23 protein-coding genes and 1 pseudogene are annotated in these 23,257 nt (G+C 65.8%); 11 read left to right on the top strand and 13 right to left on the bottom strand.

Annotated features, from left to right (window positions below; all coding sequences use genetic code 11):
• Nucleotides 1–21 precede the first annotated feature (21 nt).
• Complete coding sequence (locus AC5RW2_RS19895) at nt 22–1,458, bottom strand: amino acid permease (RefSeq protein ID WP_494024802.1); 1,437 nt, start codon at nt 1,456–1,458, stop codon at nt 22–24.
• 237 nt (nt 1,459–1,695) lie between these two features.
• On the opposite strand from AC5RW2_RS19895, the gene AC5RW2_RS19890 reads away from it, so the two are divergent.
• From AC5RW2_RS19890 to AC5RW2_RS19875, 4 genes are all read left to right on the top strand, one after another.
• Nucleotides 1,696–2,028: an ArsR/SmtB family transcription factor gene (locus AC5RW2_RS19890; protein ID WP_494024801.1), complete on the top strand. Its 333-nt coding sequence runs from the start codon at nt 1,696–1,698 to the stop codon at nt 2,026–2,028.
• Nucleotides 2,029–2,041: 13 nt separating this feature from the next.
• The gene (locus AC5RW2_RS19885; protein WP_494024800.1) at nt 2,042–2,539 is read left to right on the top strand and encodes an SRPBCC family protein; all 498 of its coding nucleotides are present in this window, start codon (nt 2,042–2,044) and stop codon (nt 2,537–2,539) included.
• A 111-nt stretch (nt 2,540–2,650) separates the two neighbouring features.
• On the top strand, nt 2,651–3,283 hold the full coding sequence (locus AC5RW2_RS19880) for a CG0192-related protein (protein ID WP_494024799.1): 633 nt from the start codon (nt 2,651–2,653) through the stop codon (nt 3,281–3,283).
• A complete protein-coding gene (locus AC5RW2_RS19875) occupies nt 3,280–4,614 on the top strand; it encodes a DUF2254 domain-containing protein (RefSeq protein ID WP_494074355.1) in 1,335 nt (444 codons plus the stop codon). Before AC5RW2_RS19880 ends, AC5RW2_RS19875 begins: the two co-directional genes overlap by 4 nt.
• A gap of 7 nt (nt 4,615–4,621) precedes the next feature.
• On the opposite strand, the gene AC5RW2_RS19870 is transcribed toward AC5RW2_RS19875, so the two are convergent.
• Nucleotides 4,622–6,592 (bottom strand): vWA domain-containing protein, encoded by a 1,971-nt coding sequence (locus tag AC5RW2_RS19870; RefSeq protein ID WP_494024798.1) that lies wholly within the window; start codon nt 6,590–6,592, stop codon nt 4,622–4,624.
• On the opposite strand from AC5RW2_RS19870, the gene AC5RW2_RS19865 reads away from it, so the two are divergent.
• From AC5RW2_RS19865 to AC5RW2_RS19845, 5 genes are all read left to right on the top strand, one after another.
• A complete protein-coding gene (locus AC5RW2_RS19865; protein WP_494024797.1) occupies nt 6,591–6,770 on the top strand; it encodes a hypothetical protein in 180 nt (59 codons plus the stop codon). The two genes, AC5RW2_RS19870 and AC5RW2_RS19865, sit on opposite strands and share 2 nt — an antisense overlap.
• Nucleotides 6,771–6,920: 150 nt before the next feature.
• Entirely contained in the window at nt 6,921–8,378 is a 1,458-nt protein-coding gene (gene cycA, locus AC5RW2_RS19860) for a D-serine/D-alanine/glycine transporter (RefSeq protein WP_494024796.1), read from the top strand.
• A 166-nt stretch (nt 8,379–8,544) separates the two neighbouring features.
• On the top strand, nt 8,545–9,498 hold the full coding sequence (locus AC5RW2_RS19855; RefSeq protein WP_494074354.1) for an acyl-CoA thioesterase: 954 nt from the start codon (nt 8,545–8,547) through the stop codon (nt 9,496–9,498).
• A 180-nt stretch (nt 9,499–9,678) separates the two neighbouring features.
• On the top strand, nt 9,679–10,125 hold the full coding sequence (locus AC5RW2_RS19850; protein WP_494074353.1) for a VOC family protein: 447 nt from the start codon (nt 9,679–9,681) through the stop codon (nt 10,123–10,125).
• Nucleotides 10,126–10,144: 19 nt separating this feature from the next.
• Nucleotides 10,145–11,167, top strand: a complete 1,023-nt coding sequence (locus AC5RW2_RS19845) for a 1-aminocyclopropane-1-carboxylate deaminase (protein WP_494074352.1) — start codon at nt 10,145–10,147, stop codon at nt 11,165–11,167.
• Nucleotides 11,168–11,233: 66 nt separating this feature from the next.
• Here AC5RW2_RS19845 and AC5RW2_RS19840 read toward each other — a convergent pair whose 3' ends face one another.
• Entirely contained in the window at nt 11,234–11,563 is a 330-nt protein-coding gene (locus tag AC5RW2_RS19840) for a hypothetical protein (protein WP_494074351.1), read from the bottom strand.
• Nucleotides 11,564–11,611: 48 nt separating this feature from the next.
• A complete protein-coding gene (locus AC5RW2_RS19835) occupies nt 11,612–12,124 on the bottom strand; it encodes a hypothetical protein (protein ID WP_494074350.1) in 513 nt (170 codons plus the stop codon).
• Between the two features lie 56 nt (nt 12,125–12,180).
• On the opposite strand from AC5RW2_RS19835, the gene AC5RW2_RS19830 reads away from it, so the two are divergent.
• Nucleotides 12,181–12,588, top strand: coding sequence for an XRE family transcriptional regulator (locus tag AC5RW2_RS19830; protein WP_494074349.1), 408 nt, complete (start codon nt 12,181–12,183; stop codon nt 12,586–12,588).
• A gap of 116 nt (nt 12,589–12,704) precedes the next feature.
• Here the strand turns inward: AC5RW2_RS19830 and AC5RW2_RS19825 are convergent, their stop codons facing one another.
• The 4 genes from AC5RW2_RS19825 to AC5RW2_RS19810 all read right to left on the bottom strand — a co-directional run bounded on the left by AC5RW2_RS19825 (nt 12,705) and on the right by AC5RW2_RS19810 (nt 17,097).
• The gene (locus AC5RW2_RS19825; RefSeq protein WP_494074348.1) at nt 12,705–14,099 is read right to left on the bottom strand and encodes an MFS transporter; all 1,395 of its coding nucleotides are present in this window, start codon (nt 14,097–14,099) and stop codon (nt 12,705–12,707) included.
• Between the two features lie 77 nt (nt 14,100–14,176).
• The gene (locus AC5RW2_RS19820; protein ID WP_494074347.1) at nt 14,177–15,427 is read right to left on the bottom strand and encodes an NAD(P)/FAD-dependent oxidoreductase; all 1,251 of its coding nucleotides are present in this window, start codon (nt 15,425–15,427) and stop codon (nt 14,177–14,179) included.
• An 8-nt stretch (nt 15,428–15,435) separates the two neighbouring features.
• The gene (locus tag AC5RW2_RS19815) at nt 15,436–15,762 is read right to left on the bottom strand and encodes a 2Fe-2S iron-sulfur cluster-binding protein (RefSeq protein ID WP_494074346.1); all 327 of its coding nucleotides are present in this window, start codon (nt 15,760–15,762) and stop codon (nt 15,436–15,438) included.
• A 15-nt stretch (nt 15,763–15,777) separates the two neighbouring features.
• The gene (locus AC5RW2_RS19810) at nt 15,778–17,097 is read right to left on the bottom strand and encodes a cytochrome P450 (RefSeq protein WP_494074345.1); all 1,320 of its coding nucleotides are present in this window, start codon (nt 17,095–17,097) and stop codon (nt 15,778–15,780) included.
• Nucleotides 17,098–17,200: 103 nt separating this feature from the next.
• Here AC5RW2_RS19810 and AC5RW2_RS19805 point away from each other — a divergent pair, with 103 nt between their 5' ends.
• Nucleotides 17,201–18,115, top strand: a complete 915-nt coding sequence (locus AC5RW2_RS19805; protein WP_494074344.1) for a LysR substrate-binding domain-containing protein — start codon at nt 17,201–17,203, stop codon at nt 18,113–18,115.
• Between the two features lie 237 nt (nt 18,116–18,352).
• Here the strand turns inward: AC5RW2_RS19805 and AC5RW2_RS19800 are convergent.
• The 5 genes and pseudogenes from AC5RW2_RS19800 to AC5RW2_RS19780 form a co-directional block, all read right to left on the bottom strand.
• Nucleotides 18,353–18,662 (bottom strand): annotated as a pseudogene (locus AC5RW2_RS19800) (dioxygenase family protein); the annotation flags it as partial.
• Between the two features lie 52 nt (nt 18,663–18,714).
• Nucleotides 18,715–20,124 (bottom strand): mycothione reductase, encoded by a 1,410-nt coding sequence (gene mtr, locus AC5RW2_RS19795; protein ID WP_494074343.1) that lies wholly within the window; start codon nt 20,122–20,124, stop codon nt 18,715–18,717.
• Nucleotides 20,125–20,331: 207 nt separating this feature from the next.
• Nucleotides 20,332–20,514, bottom strand: a complete 183-nt coding sequence (locus AC5RW2_RS19790) for a MarR family winged helix-turn-helix transcriptional regulator (protein ID WP_494074342.1) — start codon at nt 20,512–20,514, stop codon at nt 20,332–20,334.
• A gap of 319 nt (nt 20,515–20,833) precedes the next feature.
• Nucleotides 20,834–21,742 carry a hypothetical protein gene (locus AC5RW2_RS19785; RefSeq protein WP_494074341.1) on the bottom strand — a complete coding sequence of 303 codons (909 nt, stop codon included), beginning with the start codon at nt 21,740–21,742 and terminating at the stop codon, nt 20,834–20,836.
• 595 nt (nt 21,743–22,337) lie between these two features.
• Nucleotides 22,338–23,257 (bottom strand): malate synthase (locus tag AC5RW2_RS19780; protein ID WP_494074340.1); only part of this gene is annotated, 920 nt, incomplete at its 5' end.

The raw sequence follows: 23,257 nt of genomic DNA, 5'->3' as shown, positions 1-23,257 counted from the left end.
GCGCAGGGCTAGGGGCCTAAACTACTGCTCCGCCGGCGTCCGCGCCGGTTCCGCGGCCACGTCCGCGCCGGTTTCGTCCACCAGCTCCGCGCGGCGCCGCCCGGCGCCCTTGATGCCGAAGCGGTAGGCCACGAACAGCAGGGCGATCCACGCACAGCCCACCACCAAGGCCACCCGGGTGTCCGGCATGATGCCCAGCAGCACCACGATGAACACCATGAAGCCCAGCGCCAGGTAGGATGCCACCGGCCAGAACGGCACCGGGAATTCCGACGCCGGCAGCCCCTTCCGCGCAATCTCCCGCTTCATCGCGATGTGGGAGAGCAGGATCATCAGCCAGACCCAGACCGTGGCGAACGTCGCGATCGACGCAACGATCAGGAACAGGGACTCCGGCAGGAGCGCATTGAGCACGACGCCGGCCAGCAGCACCGCGGCCATCGTCGCCACCGTCATCCACGGCACACCGTGCCGGGAGATCTTCGCGAAGGCCTTCGGCGCGTGGCCCTGCTCGGCCAGCCCGTACATCATCCGCCCGGCGCCGAACGTGTCGGAGTTGATGGCGGAAATGGCGGCGGTGATCACCACGGCGTTAAGTATGTGCGCGGCCGCCGGGATGCCCAGCATGTCGAAGATCTGCACGAACGGGCTGGTGGAACCGTCGATCCGGTCCCACGGCGAGATCATCATCAGTACGGCCAGCGTGCAGACGTAGAAGAGCAGGATCCGCACCGGCACCGTGTTGATCGCACCCGGGATCGCCTTCTTCGGGTTCTCCGCCTCGCCGGCCGTGATCCCGATGGTCTCGATTCCGCCGAACGCGAACATCACGATGGAGAAGGAGGCCAGCAGCCCCCAGAACCCGTTGGCGAAGAAGCCGCCGGACCCCAGCATGGTCTCGAGCCCCGGGTTGGCGCCGTCCGGCAACCCGAAGCCGAAGATGATGATCGCGGCGCCGCCGACAATCATGGCGATGATGGCCGCGACCTTGACCAGTGACAGCCAGAATTCGGTCTCGCCGAACACCTTGACCTTGACCAGGTTAAGGGCGGCGATGAAGAACACGACGGCGAGGATCCAGATCCAGCGCGGCACCTCGGGGAACCAGAAGCCCATGTAGATGCCGAACGCCGTCACGTCCGCGATCGCCACGATGGCCATCTCGAACGCGAACGTCCAGCCGGTGATGAACCCGGCGAACGGGCCCAGGTAGCGGCTGGCGTACTGCCCGAACGATCCGGAGACCGGGTGCCGCACCGCCATCTCGCCCAGCGCTCGCATGACCAGGAAAACCGCGGCGCCGCCGATGGCGTAGGCCAGCAGCACGGCCGGGCCGGCGGCCTGGATGGCGGCGGCCGAGCCGTAGAACAGGCCGGTGCCGATTGCGGAGCCGAGGGCCATGAAACGGATGTGGCGGACAGTCAGGCCACGCGCGAGCGCGGACGCGAATTGCGGCATGGGAGAAACAACCTTGCTGGAGGGAGACGGCCGGTCAAAAAAGCGGCCAATCAATTCTACGCCCCGCCCGGAACCTCGGCGGGCCACAAGCCGTCCGTACGCCCGACGCACACCGCACTGCGGCCGCAGCGGCGATCACCAGGCCGGCATCGGTGCCCCAGTGTGCTGTGCCACCGTTTTCCCTTTTCCCACCCAAGCCCTTGACCCGGCGCTCCCCGAGGTCTAACCTGCAACCAAATGGTTGTAAATCAAGTCAGTGACCTCGAGTTGGACCGCCTCTTCCAGGCGCTCGCCGACGCTACCCGCCGCGACATCGTCGCCCGGGTGCTCACCGGCGAGTTCTCGGTGTCGGGTCTGGCGGCGGGGTACCAGATGAGTTTCGCCGCGGTACAGAAACACGTCGCGGTCTTGGAGCGGGCTTCCCTGGTGGTTAAGGAGAAGCGCGGAAGGGAGCAGATGGTGCGGCCTCATCCTGAAGGAGTGCGAAGAGCGCGTCGCCTGCTCGACGAATACGAGATGCTCTGGCGCCAACGCGTTGACCGGATCCAGGACATTCTCGACCAGGGATAGGAAGGACACCGTCATGCCGGTTACCGATACCAAGCAGGACCTTGAGGCGCTGACGTTCACCCTCGTGGCCGAGTTCGATGCACCCGTCGAGCGCGTCTGGCAGCTCTGGGAGGATTCGCGCCAGCTGGAACGCTGGTGGGGCCCGCCCGAGTGGCCCGCCACCTTCAGCAAGCACGAGTTCACTCCCGGCGGCACGGCCAGTTACTACATGACCGGGCCCGACGGCGAGACGGCCGCCGGCTGGTGGCGGATCACCGCGATCGAGGCCCCGCACCGGCTGACCTTCGAGGACGGGTTTGCCGACGACGACGGCGAGCCGGTGGCGGACCTGGGCACCACCTACGCCACGGTGACGCTGGAATCCATCGACGGCCGCACCCGGATGACCACCGAGTCCAGGTTCGAGTCCGCCGAGCAGCTGGAGAAGATGCTCGAGATGGGGATGGTCGAGGGGATGCAGGGGGCCATGGGCCAGATCGACGCCATCCTCGCCGAGCCCGCGTCCGTCTGAGCCCGGACATCCCGCGAGCGAAAGGGGAGAGTGACCACCGAGGCGGCACGGCAGGCCGGTGACCGACTGACCGCCGGCCCGTGCCTGTCCGAGAGTGGATAGGCTACAAATATGGCCATCATTTACGACGCAGTGTTGAATCCCACCAAGCAGGAGTTGCTGGCGGCATGGCTGCCCGAACAGCCGTGGTTCCGGGAACTCGGGGCAGACGCCGGCGAGCTGGAGCACCTTGGCGCCTTCCGCTTCGACGATCCGGCCGGAGAGGTCGGCATGGAAACGCATCTGGTCCGGGCCGGCGACGGTCCGGTGCTGCACGTCCCGCTGACCTACCGGGGCGCACCGCTGCCCGGAGCCGAACAATTCCTGGCCGGGACCATGGACCACTCCGTGCTCGGCGACCGCTGGATCTACGACGCCTGCGCCGACCCGGTGTACGCCACCGCGCTGGCCACCGTGATCATCCAGGGCGGATCCGGCGCGGAGCAGTTCCGCGACGTGGACGGCAAGCTCGAGCCGCTGGCCGGCGCCCTCCCGGTCCGCGGCAGCGGCGGTCCCGGCGGCATCGTCCCCACCACGACGACGGCGGTGCCCACCACCGAGGGCAGCGTCACCACGATCGACGCCAACCCGTTGACGTTGACCGTCTATCGAACTCCCGAAGCCCAGGAGAGGCCGGCCACGGCCCTGACGCTGGCCTGCTCGCTGCCGGGCCAGTCGCCGCTCATCCTCGCTTCCGCCTGGTGAAGCGGGCCCCGGGGCAGGCCTGGGGCCTGCGGCTTGCAGCCTTCCGCTACCACTTCAAGGAGAGCCTCTTCCTCTTCCCGGCCGTGGTGATGCTGGCCGGCATCGCCCTGGCAATCGGTGCCACCGCCGTCGACAACGCCCTCGGCCACGATGCTGCCGTGCCGCTCACGCTGGCGATGAGCAGTAACGCCGCCACCTGGCTGCTGTCCACCGTCGCCGGTGCGATGATCACCACGGTCGGCGTCGTCTTCTCACTCACCGTGGTCAGTCTGCAATTGGCCAGCGACCAGTTCTCCCCCCGCGTCATGCGCTCGTTCATCCGGGATCGGCTGAGCCAGGCAGTGATCGGCCTGCTGGTTGCCACGTTCTTTTACTGCGTCCTCATCCTGCCGAGCCTGAGCGGGGAACCCACCGAGCCTGCACCGCGCGTATCCCTGACGATCGCCGTCGTCCTGACGCTGGTGACGGTGGTGGGGATCATCGTCCACCTGGACCATCTCGCCCGGGGCCTGCAGGTGGGCAACGTCGCGCGGGTCATCGCGGTCGAGGGCCGAGCCGTCGTTGCCGCCCTCGACCGGGTGCCCGCCGGCCTGCAGCGCGTCGACCCCGCAGACTTCCCTGTCCCCGAGGACGCCGCCGTCGTACCCAGCCAAGCCAGCGGATGGGTCAGCCAGGTGGACAGCGGCCAGCTTCTGGCAGCAGTGCCTGCCGGTACAACGGTGCGGATGGAGACCCGCGTGGGGGCCTACATCCATGCCGGCGAGCCGCTGGTCACCGTGTGGCCGCCTCCGCCGGAGCGCAGCCGGGAAAGGCTGGCCGGCGCATTTGAAGTTGCCGCCGCGCGGACCATGCTGCAGGACGTCGACTTCGCCATCCGGCAGCTCGTTGACATCGGCCTGCGGGCGTTGAGCCCCGCCGTCAACGACCCCACGACCGCCGTTGAGGTCATCCTGCGACTGGGCAGCCTCCTGCGGGCGGTCCTGACAGCCCCGCTTGCTCCGGAGGCGCTCAGGGACAAAGCCGGCCGAGTCCTCGTGCAGCCGTGGAACCTGGACCACGGCGAATACATCAACCACGCCTTCGACCAGCTCCGCCAGACCTGCCTGAACCAGCCGGAGGTGGTCGCCGCGCTGCTCCGGGTGCTGCGCATGCTCACCGCTCACGTCCGTGCCGAGGGCCACCCCCAACACGCCCCGGCCCTGGACCGGCAGATGCAATTACTCCTCGAGGCACTGCGGGACCAGCCCGGGCTGCATCCCGAGGACCTCCGGCGCCTGGAGGCGCTTTCCTCCGACGAGACGGACCCCGCCGACCACAGCCACAGCCGGTAGCCCGGCGTTACTTCACGCCGCGATTCTTGCGGAGTACGACGGCGGTGGCGGCGGCGGCGGCGAGGACCAGGGCCGCGCCGATGCCCCAGGCGAGGGCAGGGACCGAAGCCGGGCCTTCGCCGTCGTCCGCCACGGCAACGACGGTTGCCGTCCCCGCCTGGTGGTCCGCCGGTTCTACCACCGCGGATTCGGTGGGAGCGGCCGAAGCGTCGGGCCCGGCCGTGCCGGGGCCGGGCTCGACGTCGCCGACCAGATCCAGGGTGAGCGTGTACGGGATCTCCGTCTCCTTCGCGTCCTCAAAGTACAGCGGGTCCACGGCCACCTGGAGGTAGTAGTCACCGGCAAGGTACAGCGTGCGGACGTCGTGCGTGCCCTCGGCGGCGTTGCGGTAGCGCACCGGCGAGGCGAAGTTCGCGGCGACGGTGGTCCCGGGATCCGCCATGGAGGTCATGCCATAGGCGCCGGTGGAGGTGCCGTCGGTGATGGTCGCCGGCTGGCGCAGCGGATTGGCAACGCCCACCTGTAGGTAGGACGGATTGAAGATGTCCTTCTCGTAGTCGCCGAGTTTTGCGACGGCGCGCAGCTGCTGCCCGTAGTCCACCGGCACCCTGTAGAAGTGCACCTCGCCGGGGATGAGGGTGGCCGTGTAGCTGCCCGCTGCCAGCTCGGGGGCGGAGTTGAAGCTGTTGCCGGGGGTGGTCTGCCGCGGCTTGGTGCCCGGTTTCAGCAGGTCGAGCGTGGTCACCGAGTCGTAGGCTTCGGGCAAACCGGCGGTGTCGGCCTCTGGCTCGGTCAGGAAGAGCAGCTCCATGGGCAACGCGTCGTCCTGCCAGCCCGGACCGCTGCGCGTCACGCCGACCACCAGGTCGCCGCCGTCCGCGGGCTCCAGGCACTCCTTGTCGCCGCTGCCCATGGCCGGCGTGGACAGCACCGCGGTGACCGGGCCGTCGGACAGCCGGGCCTCGTCACGGGCTTCGCGCACCGGGGTCAGGCATTCCTGCCCGTCCGGGCCGAGCACCTCCAGCTCCAGGCTGCTGTACGTCGACATGCTGCCGGCTTTGATCGGCATCACCAGGGAGGCGCTGACGTGCAGGCGCTCGCCGTCGTCGAGGTGCACCTTGTAGAACTTGCGCGTGCCGCCGTCGTAAGTTCTCTTGCTGCCGGTGGCGAAGGTGTCCAGATACTGGCCGGTGGACACGTCCGCCGCGCCGGCCGCACTCTTCCCGCCGGTCACCGGGATGCCGGCGAAGTCGTAGGGATTCAAGGCGCGGACGGTCTTGATCACCATCTGCTCGCGCAGCGTGTCCGCGTTGTCCGCGTCGGCGTAGGTGCCGCCGGAGGCCTTGGCGATGCATTCGAGCTCCTTGCGCGCCTGCGCGTCCACCTTGAACCCGATGGTGTGCATGGCAAGGTCCACGCCGTCCTTGGCCAGGTCCTTGGCTACCTCGCACGGCGGCGGCGGCGAGCAGGTGTCGATGCCGTCGGACACCAGCACGATGCTGCGGGGACCGTCGTCGGGAAGCTCCGCTGCGGCCCGGCGCAGCGCCTCGCCCACCGGGGTGTAGCCGGCGGCCTTGATCGAGTCGATCTGATCCACAAGTTTCCCGGGATCTGCGGTGCCCAGTTTGGACAGCACGCTCACGTCCTTGCAGCCCTCTGCCCGGGCCTCCGGGGAACTGTCCGTGTTGGTGCCGTAGACCATGAGGCCCAGCTGCGATCCCGCCGGCAGGGTTTCCACCAGCTCCGAGGCGGCGGCCTTGGCGGCGTCCATCCGCAGGGTGCCCTTAGCATCGGCGTCGGGGTTGAGCATGGAGCCGGAGGCGTCCAGGATCAGCATCACCGGCACGGCCTCCTCGGACCCCGAGGCGGGAGCCTGCGGGACGTGCACCTGCGAAACCGGCGCCTGCTGCGGCAGGAACATGGCCAGCGCGGCAACCACTCCCAGCGCGCCCTTCAAGAGCCCGACGCTCGCACTCATGATCGACACCGACTCTTTCGATGAAACGTTATTTCGTCCCGACTATATCCGGCAGAGCGCGGCCCACCGGCCGGGCGGCGGAATGCCGGCCATTGTTCACCGCGCGTTTCCTCGCGGTCCAGCCGGGACGATGTTCCCGATTGTTCTCGATTTGACCCACGCGAGTCGCGGCGGATAGGTTTTCGTGGCGTAGGTCACCCAGTCGGCCCCTCCGGGCTGAGCGGCGGGGGGCCTGCTCTCGGTCTGGCCGAACGGGCAATGGAGCCTGCGTCGGACCGGTTTGAAGGGAACCTCCCGCAGCTGCACAGTCCCACCCGTAAGGAACACAGTGAGCGCCACCAGCACCGAACCGCACCTCCAGCGGTCTTTATCCAACCGCCACATCCAGTTGATCGCCATCGGCGGTGCGATCGGCACCGGGCTTTTCATGGGCTCGGGCAAGACGATTTCCGTCGCCGGCCCCTCGGTCATCTTCGTCTACATGATCATCGGCTTCATGCTCTTCTTCGTCATGCGGGCGATGGGTGAGCTGCTGCTGAGCAACACCGAGTACAAGAACTTCGGCGACTTCGCCGGCGACATCCTGGGACCGTGGGCGGCGTTCTTCACCGGCTGGACCTATTGGTTCTGCTGGGTGGTCACCGGCATCGCCGACGTCGTCGCGATCGCGCACTACGTGGCGTTCTGGTGGCCGGACCTGCCGCTGTGGATTCCGGCGCTCGCCTGCATCCTGCTGCTGCTCGCGCTGAACCTGCCCACCGTGCGCGCCTTCGGCGAGACCGAATTCTGGTTCGCGCTGATCAAGATCATTGCCATCGTGGCCCTGATCGTCGTCGGGCTGGTCATGATCATCACCAACTTTGAGCACGACGGCGTCCGCGCCTCCTTTGGGAACCTGTGGGAGCACGGCGGAATGTTCCCCACCGGCTTCATGGGCTTCGTGGCCGGGTTCCAGATCGCCGTGTTCGCGTTCGTCGGAATCGAACTGGTCGGCACCACCGCCGCCGAGACCAAGGACCCGGAAAAGAACCTGCCGCGGGCGGTGAACTCCATCCCGATCCGCATCCTGATTTTCTACGTAGGCGCCCTGATCATCCTCATGGCCGTCCAGCCGTGGACCGGGTTTAACGCCGACGAATCCCCGTTCGTGGGCATGTTCGCCCTCGCCGGCCTCGTCGGCGCGGCCGGCGTCGTGAACTTCGTGGTCCTCACCTCGGCGACGTCGTCGGCGAACTCGGGTATCTACTCGACGTCGCGCATGATCTACGGCCTCTCGCTGGAGGGCGATGCCCCGAAGCGCTTCGGCAAGCTCTCGAGCCGCGGTGTGCCGCGCAGCGCGCTGCTGTTCTCCTGCATGTTCCTGCTCGCCGGCGTGGTCCTGCTCTACGCGGAGGGCAGCGTCTCCGAGGCGTTCACCATGGTCACCACGGTCTCGGCGCTCTGCTTCATGTTCGTCTGGACCATCATCCTGGTCAGCTACATCGTGTACCGCCGCCGCCGGCCGCAGCTGCACGAGGCCAGCACGTTCAAGATGCCGGGCGGCTCGTTCATGCCCTATGTGGTCATGGCCTTCTTCGCCTTCATCCTCTGGGCGCTGACCACCCAGCCGGACACGTTGGCGGCCCTGCTGTTCACCCCGGTATGGTTCGTCGCCCTCGGCATCGGCTACCTGCTGCTGCGCCGCAACCCGGAGCACACCGCCATCCGCGCCGCCCACGACGCCAAGGTCGCCGAGGAAAAGGCGGCACTCGCCGGCCGCGAGGACGCCCTGGCTGGCCGGCGCTAGCCGAGCCCGCTGCCGGCTTCACCGAACGTCCGCTCCCCGGGGTCTCCGGGGAGCGGACGTTTTCCGTTGTGCGTTCCTCCGGGCCTGCCATCCCTCGGGCTCCACCCCGTCCCACCCTCGCGGCCCCAGCCCCGCGGCCCACCACCGCGCGACTACGATGGGCGCCATGGAAGATTCGATCACGCTGCGCTTCCTCGCCGCGCCCACGGATGTCGCGGCCGACGGGACCACGGTGCAGGCCGGCAGGGTCCTCGAGTGGATCGACAAGGCTGGGTACGCGTGCGCCGTCGGGTACTCGGGCGGCTACTGCGTCACCGCGTACGTCGGCAATGTGCACTTCACCCGGCCGATCCGCAACGGCGACCTGATCGAGGTCAGCGCCCGCATCGCGCACACCGGCCGTTCCAGCATGCAGGTGGTCGTCACCGTCGACGCGGCCGACGTTCGCGCCCGGCAGTTCCGCCCGGCCATGGACTGCATCCTGGTGTTCGTCGCCATGGACGAGCAGCGGCAGCCCCGGCCAGTCCCGGCTTGGGCGCCGACCGACGAGGCGTCGGAACGGCTCGCGCACGGTGTCGCCGGCCGGCTGGAGGCCCGGCGCGAGATCCGTGAGGTGATGAGCGCCCAGGAATACACGGCGGCGGGCACCACGCCCTCCGAACGCTTCCGCTTCCTCGCGGCCCCCACGGACGTGAACTGGGGCGGCCATGCCCACGGCGGGATCGTGATGCGCTGGATCGACGAGGTGGCCAGGGCCTGCGCCATGGGCTGGTGCGGCGCCGACGCCGTGGCGGTCTACTCCGGCGGCATCCACTTCCTGAACCCGGTCCACATCGGGGACCTGGTGGAACTCTCCGCCCGGATGATCCACACCGGGCCGCACTCCATGCACATCGCCGTCAACGTTCGCGCCCGCGACCCTCGCGGCGGCGACTGGCGGGACACCACCCAGTGCATGACCATCTTCGTCACCAGGGACGACGAGGGGCACGCCGCCAAGGTTCCGCAACTGGTGCTGCGTTCCGACGAAGACCGGCGGCTGGCCGCCCACGCGCAGGACCTGGTCCGGCGGCGCTCGGCACTGCCGCCGCTGGAGTTCGGCGTCGAGCGGACCTACTGACCCGTAATACGGACCCACTTCCCGGCACAGGGTGCGGAAGCACCGGGGGACGCCCAAGTTGGACGTTACACCTCACGGGCAGGTGCAGCCGTGGCCCGCGGCCCCTTCCCGCACGCCGGTGAAGGCGCAAGAATGAACGCGGCACGGAACCGCGCCGCATCCACTATGGAAGGCAGACCCATGGCACTGGACCTGAACCCCTACCTGCAGTTCAACGGCAACGCCGCGGAAGCGATCGAGTTCTACCACTCGGTGTTCGGCGGTGAACTGAGCAAGATGACCTACGCCGAGGGAATGGGCGACGACAACCCCGAGACCGGCGCGAACATCATGCACTCGTCGGTGTTCGTCGACCGCGGCTTCCTGTTGATGGCCTCGGACGTGCCCCCGGAGATGCAGTCATCGCCCAACGGCTACATCTGCCTCAGCTCCAGTGGCGAAGACCCGGGTGAGGACGCCAAGCTGCGGAGCTACTGGGAGGGCTTGAGCGACGGCGCGAACGTCAACCAGCCGCTCGAGCAGGCCCCGTGGGGCGACTACTTCGGGCAGCTCACGGACCGCTTCGGCGTGAACTGGATGGTCAACATCACCGCCCCGGAAAACGCCGGTTCGGCGCGGCAGTCGTAACCCGGCAGAACGAGGACCCATGGCCACCACGGATTTCGACCGTTACCCGCTGACCTTCGGACCCAGCCCGGTCCACCACCTGCCCCGGCTCAGCAAGCATTTGGGCGGCGCGCAGGTCTGGGCCAAGCGGGAGGACGTCAATTCCGGCCTGGCCTACGGCGGCAATAAGACCCGCAAGCTCGAGTACATCGTCCCGGATATCCTCGCGGAGGGCGCAGACACCATCGTGTCCATCGGCGGCTTCCAGTCCAACCACACCCGGCAGGTGGCAGCAGTGGCCGCGACCCTCGGCCTCAAGGCGCTGCTGGTGCAGGAGAACTGGGTCGACTGGCCGGACCCGCTCACCGACCGCGTCGGCAACATCCTGCTCTCCCGGCTCATGGGGGCGGACGTGCGGCTCGACCCGGCCGGCTTCGACATCGGCATCCGCGACTCCTGGCAGAACGCCATCGCCGAGGTCGAGGCAGCCGGCGGCAAGCCCTATCCCATCCCGGCCGGAGCCTCCGAGCACAAGCTCGGCGGGCTGGGATTCGCCAACTGGGCGCACGAGGTGCAGCAGCAGGAGGAGGAACTCGGGGTTTTCTTCGACACCATCGTGGTCTGCACCGTCACCGGCTCCACCCACGCCGGCATGATCGCCGGGTTCGCCGCCCTGCAGGACGCCGGCGGCCGGCCGCGCCGCGTGCTCGGCATCGACGCCTCCGCCACCCTGACCAAAACCCGCGACCAGGTCGGCCGCATCGCCCGCAACACCGCGCAGCTCATCGGGCTCGAGCGGGACCTGCACGACGACGAGATCACGGTGCTCGAGGGCTGGGCCGGCGACCTCTACGGCATCCCGGTCGACTCCACGCTGGAAGCCATGCGGCTGAGCGCCTCGCTCGAAGCCATGATCACCGACCCGGTCTACGAAGGAAAATCCATGGCCGCCCTGATCGACCTGGTCAGCAGCAAGCAGATCCCGGCCGAGAGCACCGTGCTCTACGCCCACCTCGGCGGCCAGCCGGCCCTCAACGCCTACAGCGGCCTCTTCCGAAGCTAGGAAACAACGACGGCGGCGCTCGCCTGAGCGCCGCCGTTCAGCGGGTCCTCGGCCAGCTGGGGAGCGCTAGCGGGCTAGTTGGATCAGGCTGATGTACAGAATGGTCACGGCAAGCGCAGCGAGCACCTGCCACAACACAACGGTTTTCCGGCCGGCGGGCCGCCGGTGTACCTCGTGCTGGTACTCAACGGCATCGAGGGCCAAGCCGATGAGGATGGCACCGCCAAGGTTCATCCAAAACCCGGTCCCCGCAATATTGAAAAGGGTGATGAACAGAAAAAGAAAGCCAATTCCGAGCAGATCACGGAAGACTTTGCCGCCGCTGGAGAACTTCCACTCCAGGTAGCTTTTCGGCTTTTGCTGCGTTTCTGGCGCGGTTTGATCGTGGGTTGTCATGCATTTTCCTCCGGGCTTAGTCTGCCGTCATTGTGCCATGGCGGTGGATTAAGTCGAAGTTTGAGCCAGCTTTACGATCCACTCGGGTGTCTCGTGTCCTTGCTTTTTGTCCGTAACTACCCGCAGCTTGGCCGCTTGGACTCTAATGTGCTCCTGCCGGGAATTCTCAGTAGCCATAGGGGAGGGCGGCTCGATCTCCACATCCTCAAGAGCCGTGACCTTTTGAGCCAAACTTTCAGTCGAGGCGACCTGAAGAATCCGCGCCTCTTCCTCGCCGGCCAGATGGCTGTCGGCGAGAAGTGCCAACACGCCGAGCCCGACGACTTTGCGGTCCAAGCTGGGTGACATTGAGGCTTCCAACGCCCACTCCGCCCGCGCCCACCACTGGGCACGGCGATCTGCCTCGGCCTGAACCCGCATGCTGCGCCAGCCGATGTAGGCGGCTATCAAGGCGGCGACGAGAATCGCCAGCGGACCGAGGGAAGCGAGAACATCCCAGGCATCAGGGGCGTCATTGCGGACCACAACCTCGACCGGATCTGGAGCTTGCAGCGCGATCATGGCTCCAACTTAGGGCATGCATCGGTTGATGGGGTTGAGGACAACAAGCTATTTACGTGCCCGTATCTTTCTCGACGCTGGAGGTGGCGTGGCAGAAAGTCGAAACGACGGCTGCACCTTTTCTCAAAGACTGGGATGATCAGGCCATGAGTAAGTCATTGATGATCATTCCTTCAGATCTTGCACGTGCGGCCCGCGCACTGTCCCAGGTCTCATCCAAAGTGATCGGCAAGGCAGCCGGCCTGGACAAGAAACAGGTGCGCGATTTCGAGAAGGGCAACCAGGCGCTGACTCCGGAGCAGAACTGGCAATTGCGCCGTGCCTTGGAGCAGTTCGGCGTCGTCTTCATCGAGGACGACGATAAGGGCGGCTACGGAGTGCGTCGAAAGTTCAACGCTTCCAAGGTCGCGCGTTTGGAAACCTGGGAAGGCGAAGGCGGATCGGCCCACGGCGACGACATCTAGACCGCTCCTCCCGACGAAGACGAGGTAGATGCTGTTGCGGGTGTCCGGCCGGATGATTCCGCCCGGACACCCGCAACAGGTCCTATGGAGTTAGGTGCAACAACCCGCGGGTTGACTCAGACGCTTGCCTTCACAGCTTCGTCCGTGGAGACGCCGCGACGCTTGTCGAAGACGGTGGCGCCGACTTCCTGCTCGGCCTGGTTGTTGATCGAGAGGTCGATGCCCGGGCGGTCGCGCAGGATCAGCACGGCGACGATGGAGATGATCGTCATGCCGAACAGGTACGCCGAGACGGAGCTGCTGGTCCCGGTGGAATTGATCAGTGCCTGGGCGATGGTCGGGGCGAACGCGCCGCCGAGGATCGCGCCCAGTGCGTAGGCAATGGAGACACCCGAGTATCGCACGGAGGCCGGGAAGATCTCGCTGTACCAGGCCGCCTGCGGGCCGTAGCCAAGCCCGAGACCGATGGTAAACAGGCCGAGAGCCAGGTAGAGCATGCCCAGCGAACCGGTGTCGATCAACCAGAACAGCGGGAATACGGTCAGCAGCTGGGCGCCGAACCCGAGAAGGTACGTGCGCTTGCGGCCGATCTTGTCGGCCATGATGCCGGACACGGCGGTGAAGATGAACCACATGGCCGAGGCGAACGTGATGGCCAGCAGTACATCGGTTCGTTCCAAGCCCACCGCATCGCTGGTGGCGTAGCTGGGGATGAACCCGCCGGTGGCCATGTAGCCGGCAGAGTTGTTGCCGGCGAAGATCAGTGCGGCCAGGATGACCAGCAGCCAGTGCTTGCGGAACAGTTCCACGATGGGGACCTTCTGCTGCTGCTTTTTCTCGGCGATCTCCTTGAACACCGGGGACTCGTCCACCGAGCGGCGAACCATGTAGCCGACCCCAATCAAAACGATGCTGAGCAGGAACGGGATGCGCCAGCCCCACTCAAGGAAGGCCTCGCCGGGGGAGATCACGCCGGTCATCAAAGTCATGACGCCCGAAGCGAGCAGCATGCCGAGCGGAACGCCCAGCTGGGGGAAGGAACCGGCCCGGCCGCGGCGGCTGCGCGGGGCGTGCTCGACGGCCATCAACACGGCGCCACCCCATTCACCGCCGGCAGAGATGCCCTGCAGGATGCGCAGCAGGAGCAGCAGCACCGGGGCCAGCACCCCGACGGTCTCGTAGGTCGGCAGCATACCGATTAGCGTGGTGGCGGCACCCATCAAAATCAGAGCGATCACCAGCATCGCCCGGCGGCCGAGCTTGTCGCCGTAGTGTCCGGCTAGGAAGGCCCCCAGCGGCCGGAACAGGAAGCTGATGCCGACGGAGGCGAAGGCAAGGAGCAGCCCGATGGATTCACCGGCGGGTTCGAAAAACAGGTGCGCGAAGACCAAGCCAGCGGCGGTGGCGTAGATGAAGAAGTCGTACCACTCGATGGTGGTGCCGATGATGGTGGCAAACGCGACGCGACGCTGATTCGCGGCGGAGGATTGGCCGGATACTGCAGTGCTCATGATTATCCTCTTCGATATTCACAATGATGGGTTGGGATTCACAATGATGGGTTGGGCAAAACGGAAAGTGAGTGTTGCTAGAGCGCCGCCGGCTGCAGTTTGGAGTGGGCCTTGAGGTCGAAGGCGGGGTCGGCGGCTTGGTCGGGGGTGAGGGTGGCGCCGGCGGCGAGGAGGCGGCGGGCGGCCATGTGGTCCGCGGGCTGGTTGACGGATTCGACGGCGGCGAGGGTGCCGTTGCGGAAGCAGAAGACGGAGAACTTTTCGTCGGCGGGGTCGCCGCGGAGCACAACGTCGTCGCCGGGGGCGACCAGGCCGGCGATCTGCAGGCGCAGCGGCCCCTGGTTGGACCAGAACCAAGGCAGGTCCGCGTAGCCGCCGGACCCGGTGCCGAGGATGGCGCGGGCGGCGTGCCGGGCCTGGTCGGTGGCGTTCTGCACGGATTCGAGCCGGGTGCGGGCGCCGGCGTGGGGGTTGGGGAAGGATGCGCAGTCGCCGATGGCGTAGATGTCCGGGTCGGAGGTGCGCAGGTCGGCGTCCACGGTGATGCCGTTGTCCACCTCGAGGCCGGCGGCCGACGCGAGTTCGGTGCGCGGGATGACGCCGACACCGACGAGGACCAGGTCCGCGCGGTAGCGTTCGCCGGTGGTGCTGACCGCGGCGGTGACGTGCCCGGTCTCGTCGGCGTCGAGGGAGGCGATGCCTTCGCCCAGGCGCAGGTCCACGCCCAGGCGCCGGTGGGCGGCGGCGAAGAACGCGCTCATCGTGGGGGTCAGGGCCCGGCCCATGGGCCGGTCGGCGTACTCGAGGACGGTGACGTCGAGGCCGCGGGCGCGGGCGGCGGCGGCGAACTCCAGGCCGATGAAGCCGGCGCCGATGACGACGACGGAGCCCACCGTGTCGAGGCGGGCGTGCAGGGTCTGGGCGTCGGTGAGGGTGCGCAGGCCGTGGATGCCGGCCAGGCCGGCGCCGGGGACGCTCAGTTCGCGGTTGGCGGCTCCGGTGGCCAGCGCCAGTTTCGAATAGGCCAGGGTGGTGCCGTCGTCGAGGGTGACGGTCTTGGCGGCCCGGTCGATGGAGGTGGCATGCACGCCGAGGCGGGCGTCGACGTCGTTGGTGGTGAAGAATTTTTCCGGGCGCAGCGGCAGCGGGGCCGGGGTCTTCTCCGCGGCCAGGTAGTCCTTGGACAGCGGGGGCCGCTGGTACGGGTGGTGCGGTTCCTCGCCGAGCAGCGCGATCGCGCCGGCGTAGCCTTCCTTGCGCAGCGAATCGACTAGCTGCACGCCGGCCTGGCCGTTGCCAACAATGACGATGTTCCCGAACGTGCTCATGGCTTGCCCTAGACCTGGTCTTTGGGGACGTCGACCTCGATGGTTTCGAAGTCATCGCCGGCCGTGATCTGGCAGCCGAGGCGGCTGCGGGACTCGTCTCGGGGGCCGGCGGTGCAGTCGAGCATTTCGTCTTCGTCATCGCTGATCTCCGGCAGCCCGACGAGGTATTCGGGCCGGACGTAGACGTGGCAGGTGGCGCACATCGCCTGGCCGCCACATTCGCCGACGATCCCGGACACGCCGTTCGTGACCGCCGCCCGCATCAGTGAAGTGCCGGGGTCGACGTCCAAGACGTCCACGTTGCCATCGGAGTGGTGGAAACTAATTTTTGCCATTGGTTCTTCTGCTTTCTAGTTCCAGGTGACGGGCAGGCTGGTGATGCCGCGGAAGACCCAGCCGTCCCAGCTTTCCGCCCGGGTGACGTCGGTGCGCAGGCCCGGGAAGCGTTTGTACGCCAGCGGTACGGCGATCTGGCCGATGGAGGTTTTGGCGGCCCAGTGGCCGGCGCACAGGTGGACACCGCTGCCGAAGGCCAGGTGGGAAGTCTTGGGCCGGAAGATGTTGAACTCGTCGGCCGTGGGGCCAAAGTGCTCAATGTCCCGGTTGGCCGAGGCGACCACGACGCCGAGGCCTGCACCTGCGGGCAGCTGGACTCCGCACAGTGTGGTCTCCCGGGTGGTTTCGCGCGGATACATGCCGATGGGCGAGCGCCACCGGACAGTCTCATCGAACACTGCTGGCCAAAGAGAATCGTCGCTCAGGGCTCTCTCCAGCTGTTCGGGGTGCCGGCTCAGTGCCCAAACAGTGTTGGTCACCATGTGCTGCGGCTCGTTCATTCCGCCGGAAATCGTGAGTTTAACGTTGGCGGCCACGTTGTTAAACGGCAGTCCGCTGTTCGCCAGCGCCGAGGTCATCGACGCGTTGGGATGCCGCTGGTAGAACGGGATGAGTTCGTCGAGGATGGCGTCGAGCTCGGCCTGCGATGCATCGCAGCGGTCCCAAATGGCGTGGTCGTCCAGAACGTTTCCGGAACCGGCAATGAAGTCGTGGGACCAGCGGCGCATCTGCTCGACGGCGACGTCCTTGAGGCCCAACAAGTCGATCAGGTTCTGCGAGGCCACGGGTGCCGCGTAGTCCAGGTTGAGGTCGGCGTTGTCCGGGCCCTTTTCCTCCAGCACGTCCAAGTAAGTCTGCGCATTGCGTTCAAAGACGGGCGCCCATGCTTCCTTGATGTTCTTGGGGCGCAGCACCGGGTTGATCGGGGCTCGGTCGGCGGCGTGGTCCGGATCGTCCTTGCGTAGCATCGGCTGCGCGCCCAGCGCCCGGTTCATTGCGGCGCCGCTGACGTTGGCACTGAAAATCTCCTGGTCCATCTCCACTGCGTGGCAGCCCTCGTAGTTGGTCACAAGGAACTTCTTGATCGCCGGCACCCAGGCGACTGGGGACTCCTGCCGCAGCCTCTCGTAAGTTGGATAGGGGTCGGACATCATCTGCGCCGGGTCAACCCAATCGGCTACCGGGTAGGAAGTGTCCGGGACGGCACCGGCAACCGAGGTTGTTGCAACGGCAGCCCCTCGGGCATCCGGGGATTCCGGGAGCGCGGAGGCGGGAGTGCTTTCGGAATCTGTTCCATAGCCAAAGGGGCATCGGCCTTCGAGGGCGGTAGACATGTGTCCTCCTGTTTGAACTACGTCTTGTGACTAGTGTCGCCCGTGTCACTTCTCCTAGTAAACTGTGGATATTCGCATAACTTCTTCGATTGCTTGGGATTAGATGCCAAAGTTCACCTTGCGGCAGCTTGAACTCTTCGCTGCCCTTCCGGACCATGACACGTTGAGCTCTGCCGCGGCGGCGCTGCACATTTCCGAGTCTGCCCTCTCCCATGCGCTGAGCGAATTGGAGGCGGCAGTAGGGGAGCAGCTGTGTGTCCGCAGGAAAGCCCGAGGTATGCGGTTGACGCAGGCGGGCCAATACCTTGCCGCCAGGGCCCGCACCATCGTGAAGGAAACCGACGGGCTGGTCAGTGAGCTCGCCGGCGTCGGCGGGGAACTGAGGGGACCGGTTGCACTGGGCTGCTACATCGGGCTCGCCAGCAACGTACTGCCATCGGTCATGGAAGGCTTTGGCAAGTTGCACCCTGGCGTGGACATCAGCATCACAGTAGGGGACCACCGGGACCTGTTGCCGAAGCTGGAGACGGGGGCATTGGATGCAGCCATCGTCTACGAGATCGGAATGCCGGCAAGATTGCAGCGGCAGGAGATCTACAAGACAGAAGTGATGGCAATACTCGCCGAGTCGCACCCGCTGGCTGAGAATCCGGACGTCGACCTTGCGGAGCTCGCCCCTGAACCGCTGATCATGCTCGAATCACAGCCCAGCACCGGCTACACCCAGCTGATGTTCGACGAACGTGGACTCACTCCCACATATGCGGCGCGCGTGCCGCAGATTGACCTGGTCCGCGCTTTAGTGGGCCGGGGGCTTGGCTACAGCTTGTTGATGTCACGGCCCAACCAGATCCCAGTGACTACAGAGGGGCTGCCTATAGTCTCCAGGCCATTACGTCCCAGGGCAGGGATCACTTCCGTCGTTGCCGTATGGCCCGACGGCGTCGCCCTGAGCGCGCGCGCACGTGCGGTCATGGACTACGCATCCGAAGTGCTGGAAGGGATCGAAACGGTCTGACCCTCGGGGCTGGAAATAACGACGGCGGTGCCCAGCCCTGCGGGAAGGTGCAGTAGCGCTCTGGCTGCATGGTTCGCATCATCAGGAAGGAGGCCGTGCTTCAATGCCGACACGAACCGCGACAACCTGAGACGGCTCCGCACGGCGGGATGGCCGCGTCATCCCCAGCCAGAGGCGGGGGATAGGGAACGCGTTAACCTCGGGATCAGAACTCGAACTGTCCTGCAGGAACTGGTCGATTTCGATCTGCGGGTCGCCGTCGACGAAGATGTGGGTGACCAGGGTGCGCAGGTTCTCGGCGGTGACCATGAAGTGCAGGTGCGAGGCGCGGACCGGGGAGCGGCCGGTAACTTCGAGCATCCGGCCGACGGGTCCGTCGTGCGGGATGGGTAGGGGGTGGGGGCAGGCCCCAGAAGCTGTAGTTCCCGTCCTGGTCGGTGTACAGGTGGGCGCGGCCGGCGACGCGTCCGTCGGTGTATTGGACGTCGTAGAAACCGTCGTCGTCGGCTTCCCAGACCTCGATCCGGGCGTTGGGGACGGGGTTGCCGTGGTGGGCTCTTGAGGTAGAGCCGCCCCCACGAGGAAAGCGTGCCCTCGTTCTAATTGAACTCAAGGCCGAGTAGCGCGTTCTCGGTGACCTCGGGCAGTGCAGGGTGAATCCAGTACTGCTTGGCGGCGAATTCGCGGAGGTCCAGGTCAAAGGCGAGCACGGTGATCATCTGCTGGATCAGGGTGGAGGCTTGCGGGCCCAGGTAGTGCGCGCCGAGCAGCTTCCCGGTGTCGCGGTCTGCGATCAGTTTGCAGATGCCGCTGGTGTCTTCCATGGCCCAGCCGTAGGCGACATCCCCGTACTTCTGCACCTTGACCGTCAGATTGTGGCCCTGTTCCCGCGCCTGCTCCTCGGTCAGCCCGACCGTGGCAACCTGCGGGTAGGTGAACGTGGCGGAGGGAACGTGGTCGTGCGGCATTTTTCGCAGATTATTTGGGTGGAGGAGGTTGTGGCGCACGGCGCGCATCTCCGCATTGGCCACGTGCTTGAGCATGTACGGCGAGGAGACATCGCCAAGGGCCCAAACACCCTGGGCGGTGGTCGAACGACCGTACTCGTCGACTCGGACACGTCCGTCGTCGGTCATCTCGATCCCGGCAGAAGTCAGGTCCAATTGGTCTCCATTGGGTACGCGGCCGGTGGCCACCAGCAGTACTTCCGCGGTGACGGAGGTGCCGTCGTCGAGCCTGACAGTCACGCCCTCGGTTGTCTCCTCGGCGCCGATGGCGGTTCGGCCGGACAGAAGCTCGTACCGCTGGGCGGCGATAGCGTTGAACTGCTCGCCCAGCTCGGTGTCCAGGCTGCGCAGCAGCGAAGAGCGAGAGATGATCGTTACCTCGGTGCCGAGGGCCTCAAAGACGTGGGCGAATTCCATGGCGATGAAGCCTCCACCGATGATCACCATGGACTTTGGCTGCTCCGGCAGGCGCATGATGTCCTCGTTGGTGTAGTACCGCACTCCGGAGGCAGCGATGGGGTTGGGAATGAAGGGGCGGGAGCCGGCGGCGATGACGATCTGGTCACCGGAAATGATCTTCTGCTGCTGGTCTTGGCCGGTGCGCAGCGTGCGTTCGCCGACGAAGACAGCATGCTGGTCGTAGACGTCGATGTTGGGAGTCTGCGGACCGCGGCGGTACGCTTCACCCCCGCCGGCGATCGGATCGATGCGGTTTTCGAAGATGCGGGTGACCATTCCAGACCAGTCCACGGAGTTGACCTGGGCATTCACGCCCAGCCGCCCTGCCTGGGCGGTCTCCAACGCTGCATCGGCTGCATAGACGTACATCTTCGTGGGGATACAGCCGACATTGAGGCAGGTGCCGCCGAAGGTTCCCTTCTCAATGATCGCGATCGATTTGTCCTCGAACTCCGGCCCGGGAATGGAGTTTCCGGATCCGGTGCCGATGATGATCAGGTCGTAGTGCGCATCGACGGCGATATCGCTGGCAGGAGCATCCATGGCAAATCCTCACTAAGGGTTCGTTTCGGGGTGGGGGCGCGGAAAAGGGCGGGCCGGGCAGCGGGAGGCAGCCGGCTGGAGAGGCGAGTCGGGGTTATTTGGCGGTGGCGATCTTCCACAGGAGAGTGCGCAGTTGCCGGACGTCGTCCTCGCCGAAGCCGGCGAGCGTCTGTTCGACTACCTGATCGCGTGCGGCAAGGGCGCGGTTCAGCACCGCCCGGCCTTCGTCGGTGGTGCGTGGAATGCGGATGCGCCGGTTCCAGGATCGGCGTCCCGCACCACGTAGCCTTGCTTTTCGAGCCGGTCGATAATCGACATCAGCGTGGACTTGTCTAGGCCGAGCGTGGTGGCGATCTCGATCTGGGTGCGCGGCGTGCCATCTCCGGCCACCGCAAGCACCAGCGTGTCACGCCGTGCAAACCGTTGTCCCGCACGCTGCGTTGAAGTTCTCGGTCAGCACTCCGACCGCACGATGCATCAGCCAAGTCAGGTCGCTGGTGAACGGGTTATCCCCCGCCGCGCACGGCCTGAGCGTGGGCGTCTCAAGGTCAAGGTCGGGTATCACGCCCACCAAGGTATCGACCTACGTCAGATCATCCAAAAAGGATCATCTTGTCTTAGACGATCTGATCGAGCGGGCGTGCAGTCAAGGTCGATCTACACGAGGACCGTCTTTCCTCCTGCCGCCGTCTCCGGCGGAACTTTTAAGTTAAGACCCCCTCTGACCGCTACCCAAACGCGGCCCAGCGTTCATCCTTTCGATTCTCAACGGTGCATGCTTGCCATCGGCTCGACTCTCCCTGAGGATCGTCCCGAGCTCAACCAGTGACTCACGCTCGAGTAGCGACGGATTCTTCTCAAGCAAAAATGTGATAGTTTCACCAACCCTTTGCGGTGTAAGCGCCTCCATTGCAGCTTTCATACCGAGTGGATCACCGTTGTCCGCACTGTTGGCTTTACGCAGCATTTTCATCCAATCTTCTCTGAACGCCTTTGCCAGCAGAGCCGCAACAAGGCGTTCCCGTGCCATTGCGCTGTCAGTGCGAGATTGATAGTGCTGAAACGCAAGATTTAGTTCTGTGGAGGATTCTGTACGCACAGGTCCCGTCGCGGAAGCCTTTTCAGTAGGCGCAACCGCACGCTCGACGTTATGAGTTCCGGTGAATCTGTTCCACGTCGACTTCACGGTCAAAAGGGCTTTGTCGCTTGTCGACTTCATGGTCTGGAGCGCATTGTCACTTGTTGACTTCATGGTTAGGAGCGCGTTGTCACTTGCGGATTTTATTGCCGGAAACGCTATGTCATGCCACCATCTCTTGACGTGCGGAGCAGCCGTAGCCGCAAGCATCGTAACGATGATTGCAAGGCCAACCAGGGCCTCAGCTGCCTGGTCCAGTTCCTCTTGTGTGAGCCCTCGGTCGTCTGCCCCCGAATCCGATACATACACGTACTGAATGTCCGGCGAATCCGCGTCATCGGGCTTGAATAGCTCTGCATGACCTACGAGATCGTTGGTTTCATCGTCAAAGAGGTGAGCGCGGAATGCACCATCAGTGTCCATTGAAAATCCGAGGTGCTGACCGTCGGGAATTTCAACGTCAAATCTCTTCTTAGCCATTTGTCGCCTTCATTTTGCCGCGATATAAGACGGGTACGCCTGCGGGCGACCCTCAGCCTTCCGGCACGTCCAGACATAGCGACGCTGCTGTCGTTTTAGCGACAACTTCCCCCATGGGCCGTGCTTCAACTGTACGTGCGATCACCGACATTTCCACGGACATCAGGGGCATATTTCTTCCAAACGTCCGGGAAGCGAATGTCATTTGCGTCGCATCTCGAATGCAGTTATACGGTGCTGGAGCTGGGCCACCTACGATGCGGCCCTGAAATGGGCCGCGAAGTTCGCGCTCGCTTGCCGTTGTGCCCAGGAGGTGCGGGCTTTCGGATACGACCCCGACAGCTAGATCTTGGCTCAGCAGTCCTCGTCGCCGGGCTCGTGACGCCATGTAGCAACGAAGAAACGCCGGGTGCGGCTCTGAAGATAGAGCCGCGCCCGGCGTTTCGTTTGGCTGTGCTTCCGCAGGGCCGGTGGCCCGCCCGACCATCGGGCTGCTTGTGGCGAAAGATGCGTGGACCTGGCGGCCCTGCGGAAAGTCTTTGGTGCCGGCGGCAGACCGGTGCTGGCTATTGACCCCGGCCCGCCACCGGACGGACTAGGCGGCGGCGGGCTCCCTGACCGACGACGGCTTCTCCAGCAGGTAGTTCTGGTAGGCGGGGATCGTCAGGAAGGCCGGGAACTCTTCGCCGAGGGCCACCTCTTCGAAGATCTCGCGGGCGTCGTCGAACCGGTCGCCGTCGAACCGCGGCAGGCCGGCGAACTCTTCCTCCAGCAGTTCGCGAACCCATTCGCGGGTGATGATCTCGCCGTCGTCGGTCACGGCGTGGGCGTGGATCCACTGCCAGATCTGCGAGCGGGAGATCTCCGCCGTCGCCGCGTCCTCCATCAGGTTGTGGATGGCCACCGCGCCGTTGCCGCGCAGCCAGGACTCGATGTACTGGATGCCGACCTCGAGGTTGGTACGGATGCCGGTCTCGGTGATGGAGCCCTCGGTACCGGCGACGTTCAGCAGGGCGGCGTCGTCCGGGATGACGTCCTCGCGCTGGCGGTCCAGCTGGTTCGGCCGGTCACCCAGCACGCCGTCGAACACCTCGCGGCAGACCGGCACCAAGTCCGGGTGCGCCACCCAGGAGCCGTCGAACCCGTCGGAGGCCTCGCGGGTCTTGTCCGCGTGCACTTTCTCCATGGCAATGGCGTTGGCCTCCGGGTCGCGGCGGCTGGGGATGAACGCGGCCATCCCGCCGATGGCCATGGCGCCGCGGCGGTGGCAGGCGCGGACCAACTGCTCGGTGTAGGAGCGCATGAACGGAGCCGTCATGGTCACCTGCGTCCTATCCGGCAGCACGAAGCGCGGCCCGCGGGCCCGGAAGTTCTTGATCACCGAGAAGATGTAGTCCCAGCGGCCGGCGTTCAGCCCGGAGGCGTGGTCGCGCAGCTCGTACAGGATCTCCTCCATCTCGAACGCGGCCGTGATGGTCTCGATCAGCACGGTGGCGCGGATGGTGCCCTGCGGGA

Source organism: Arthrobacter sp. B0316-1-20, from assembly GCF_059091865.1.
This window is presented reverse-complemented; position numbering and strand designations above follow the sequence as displayed.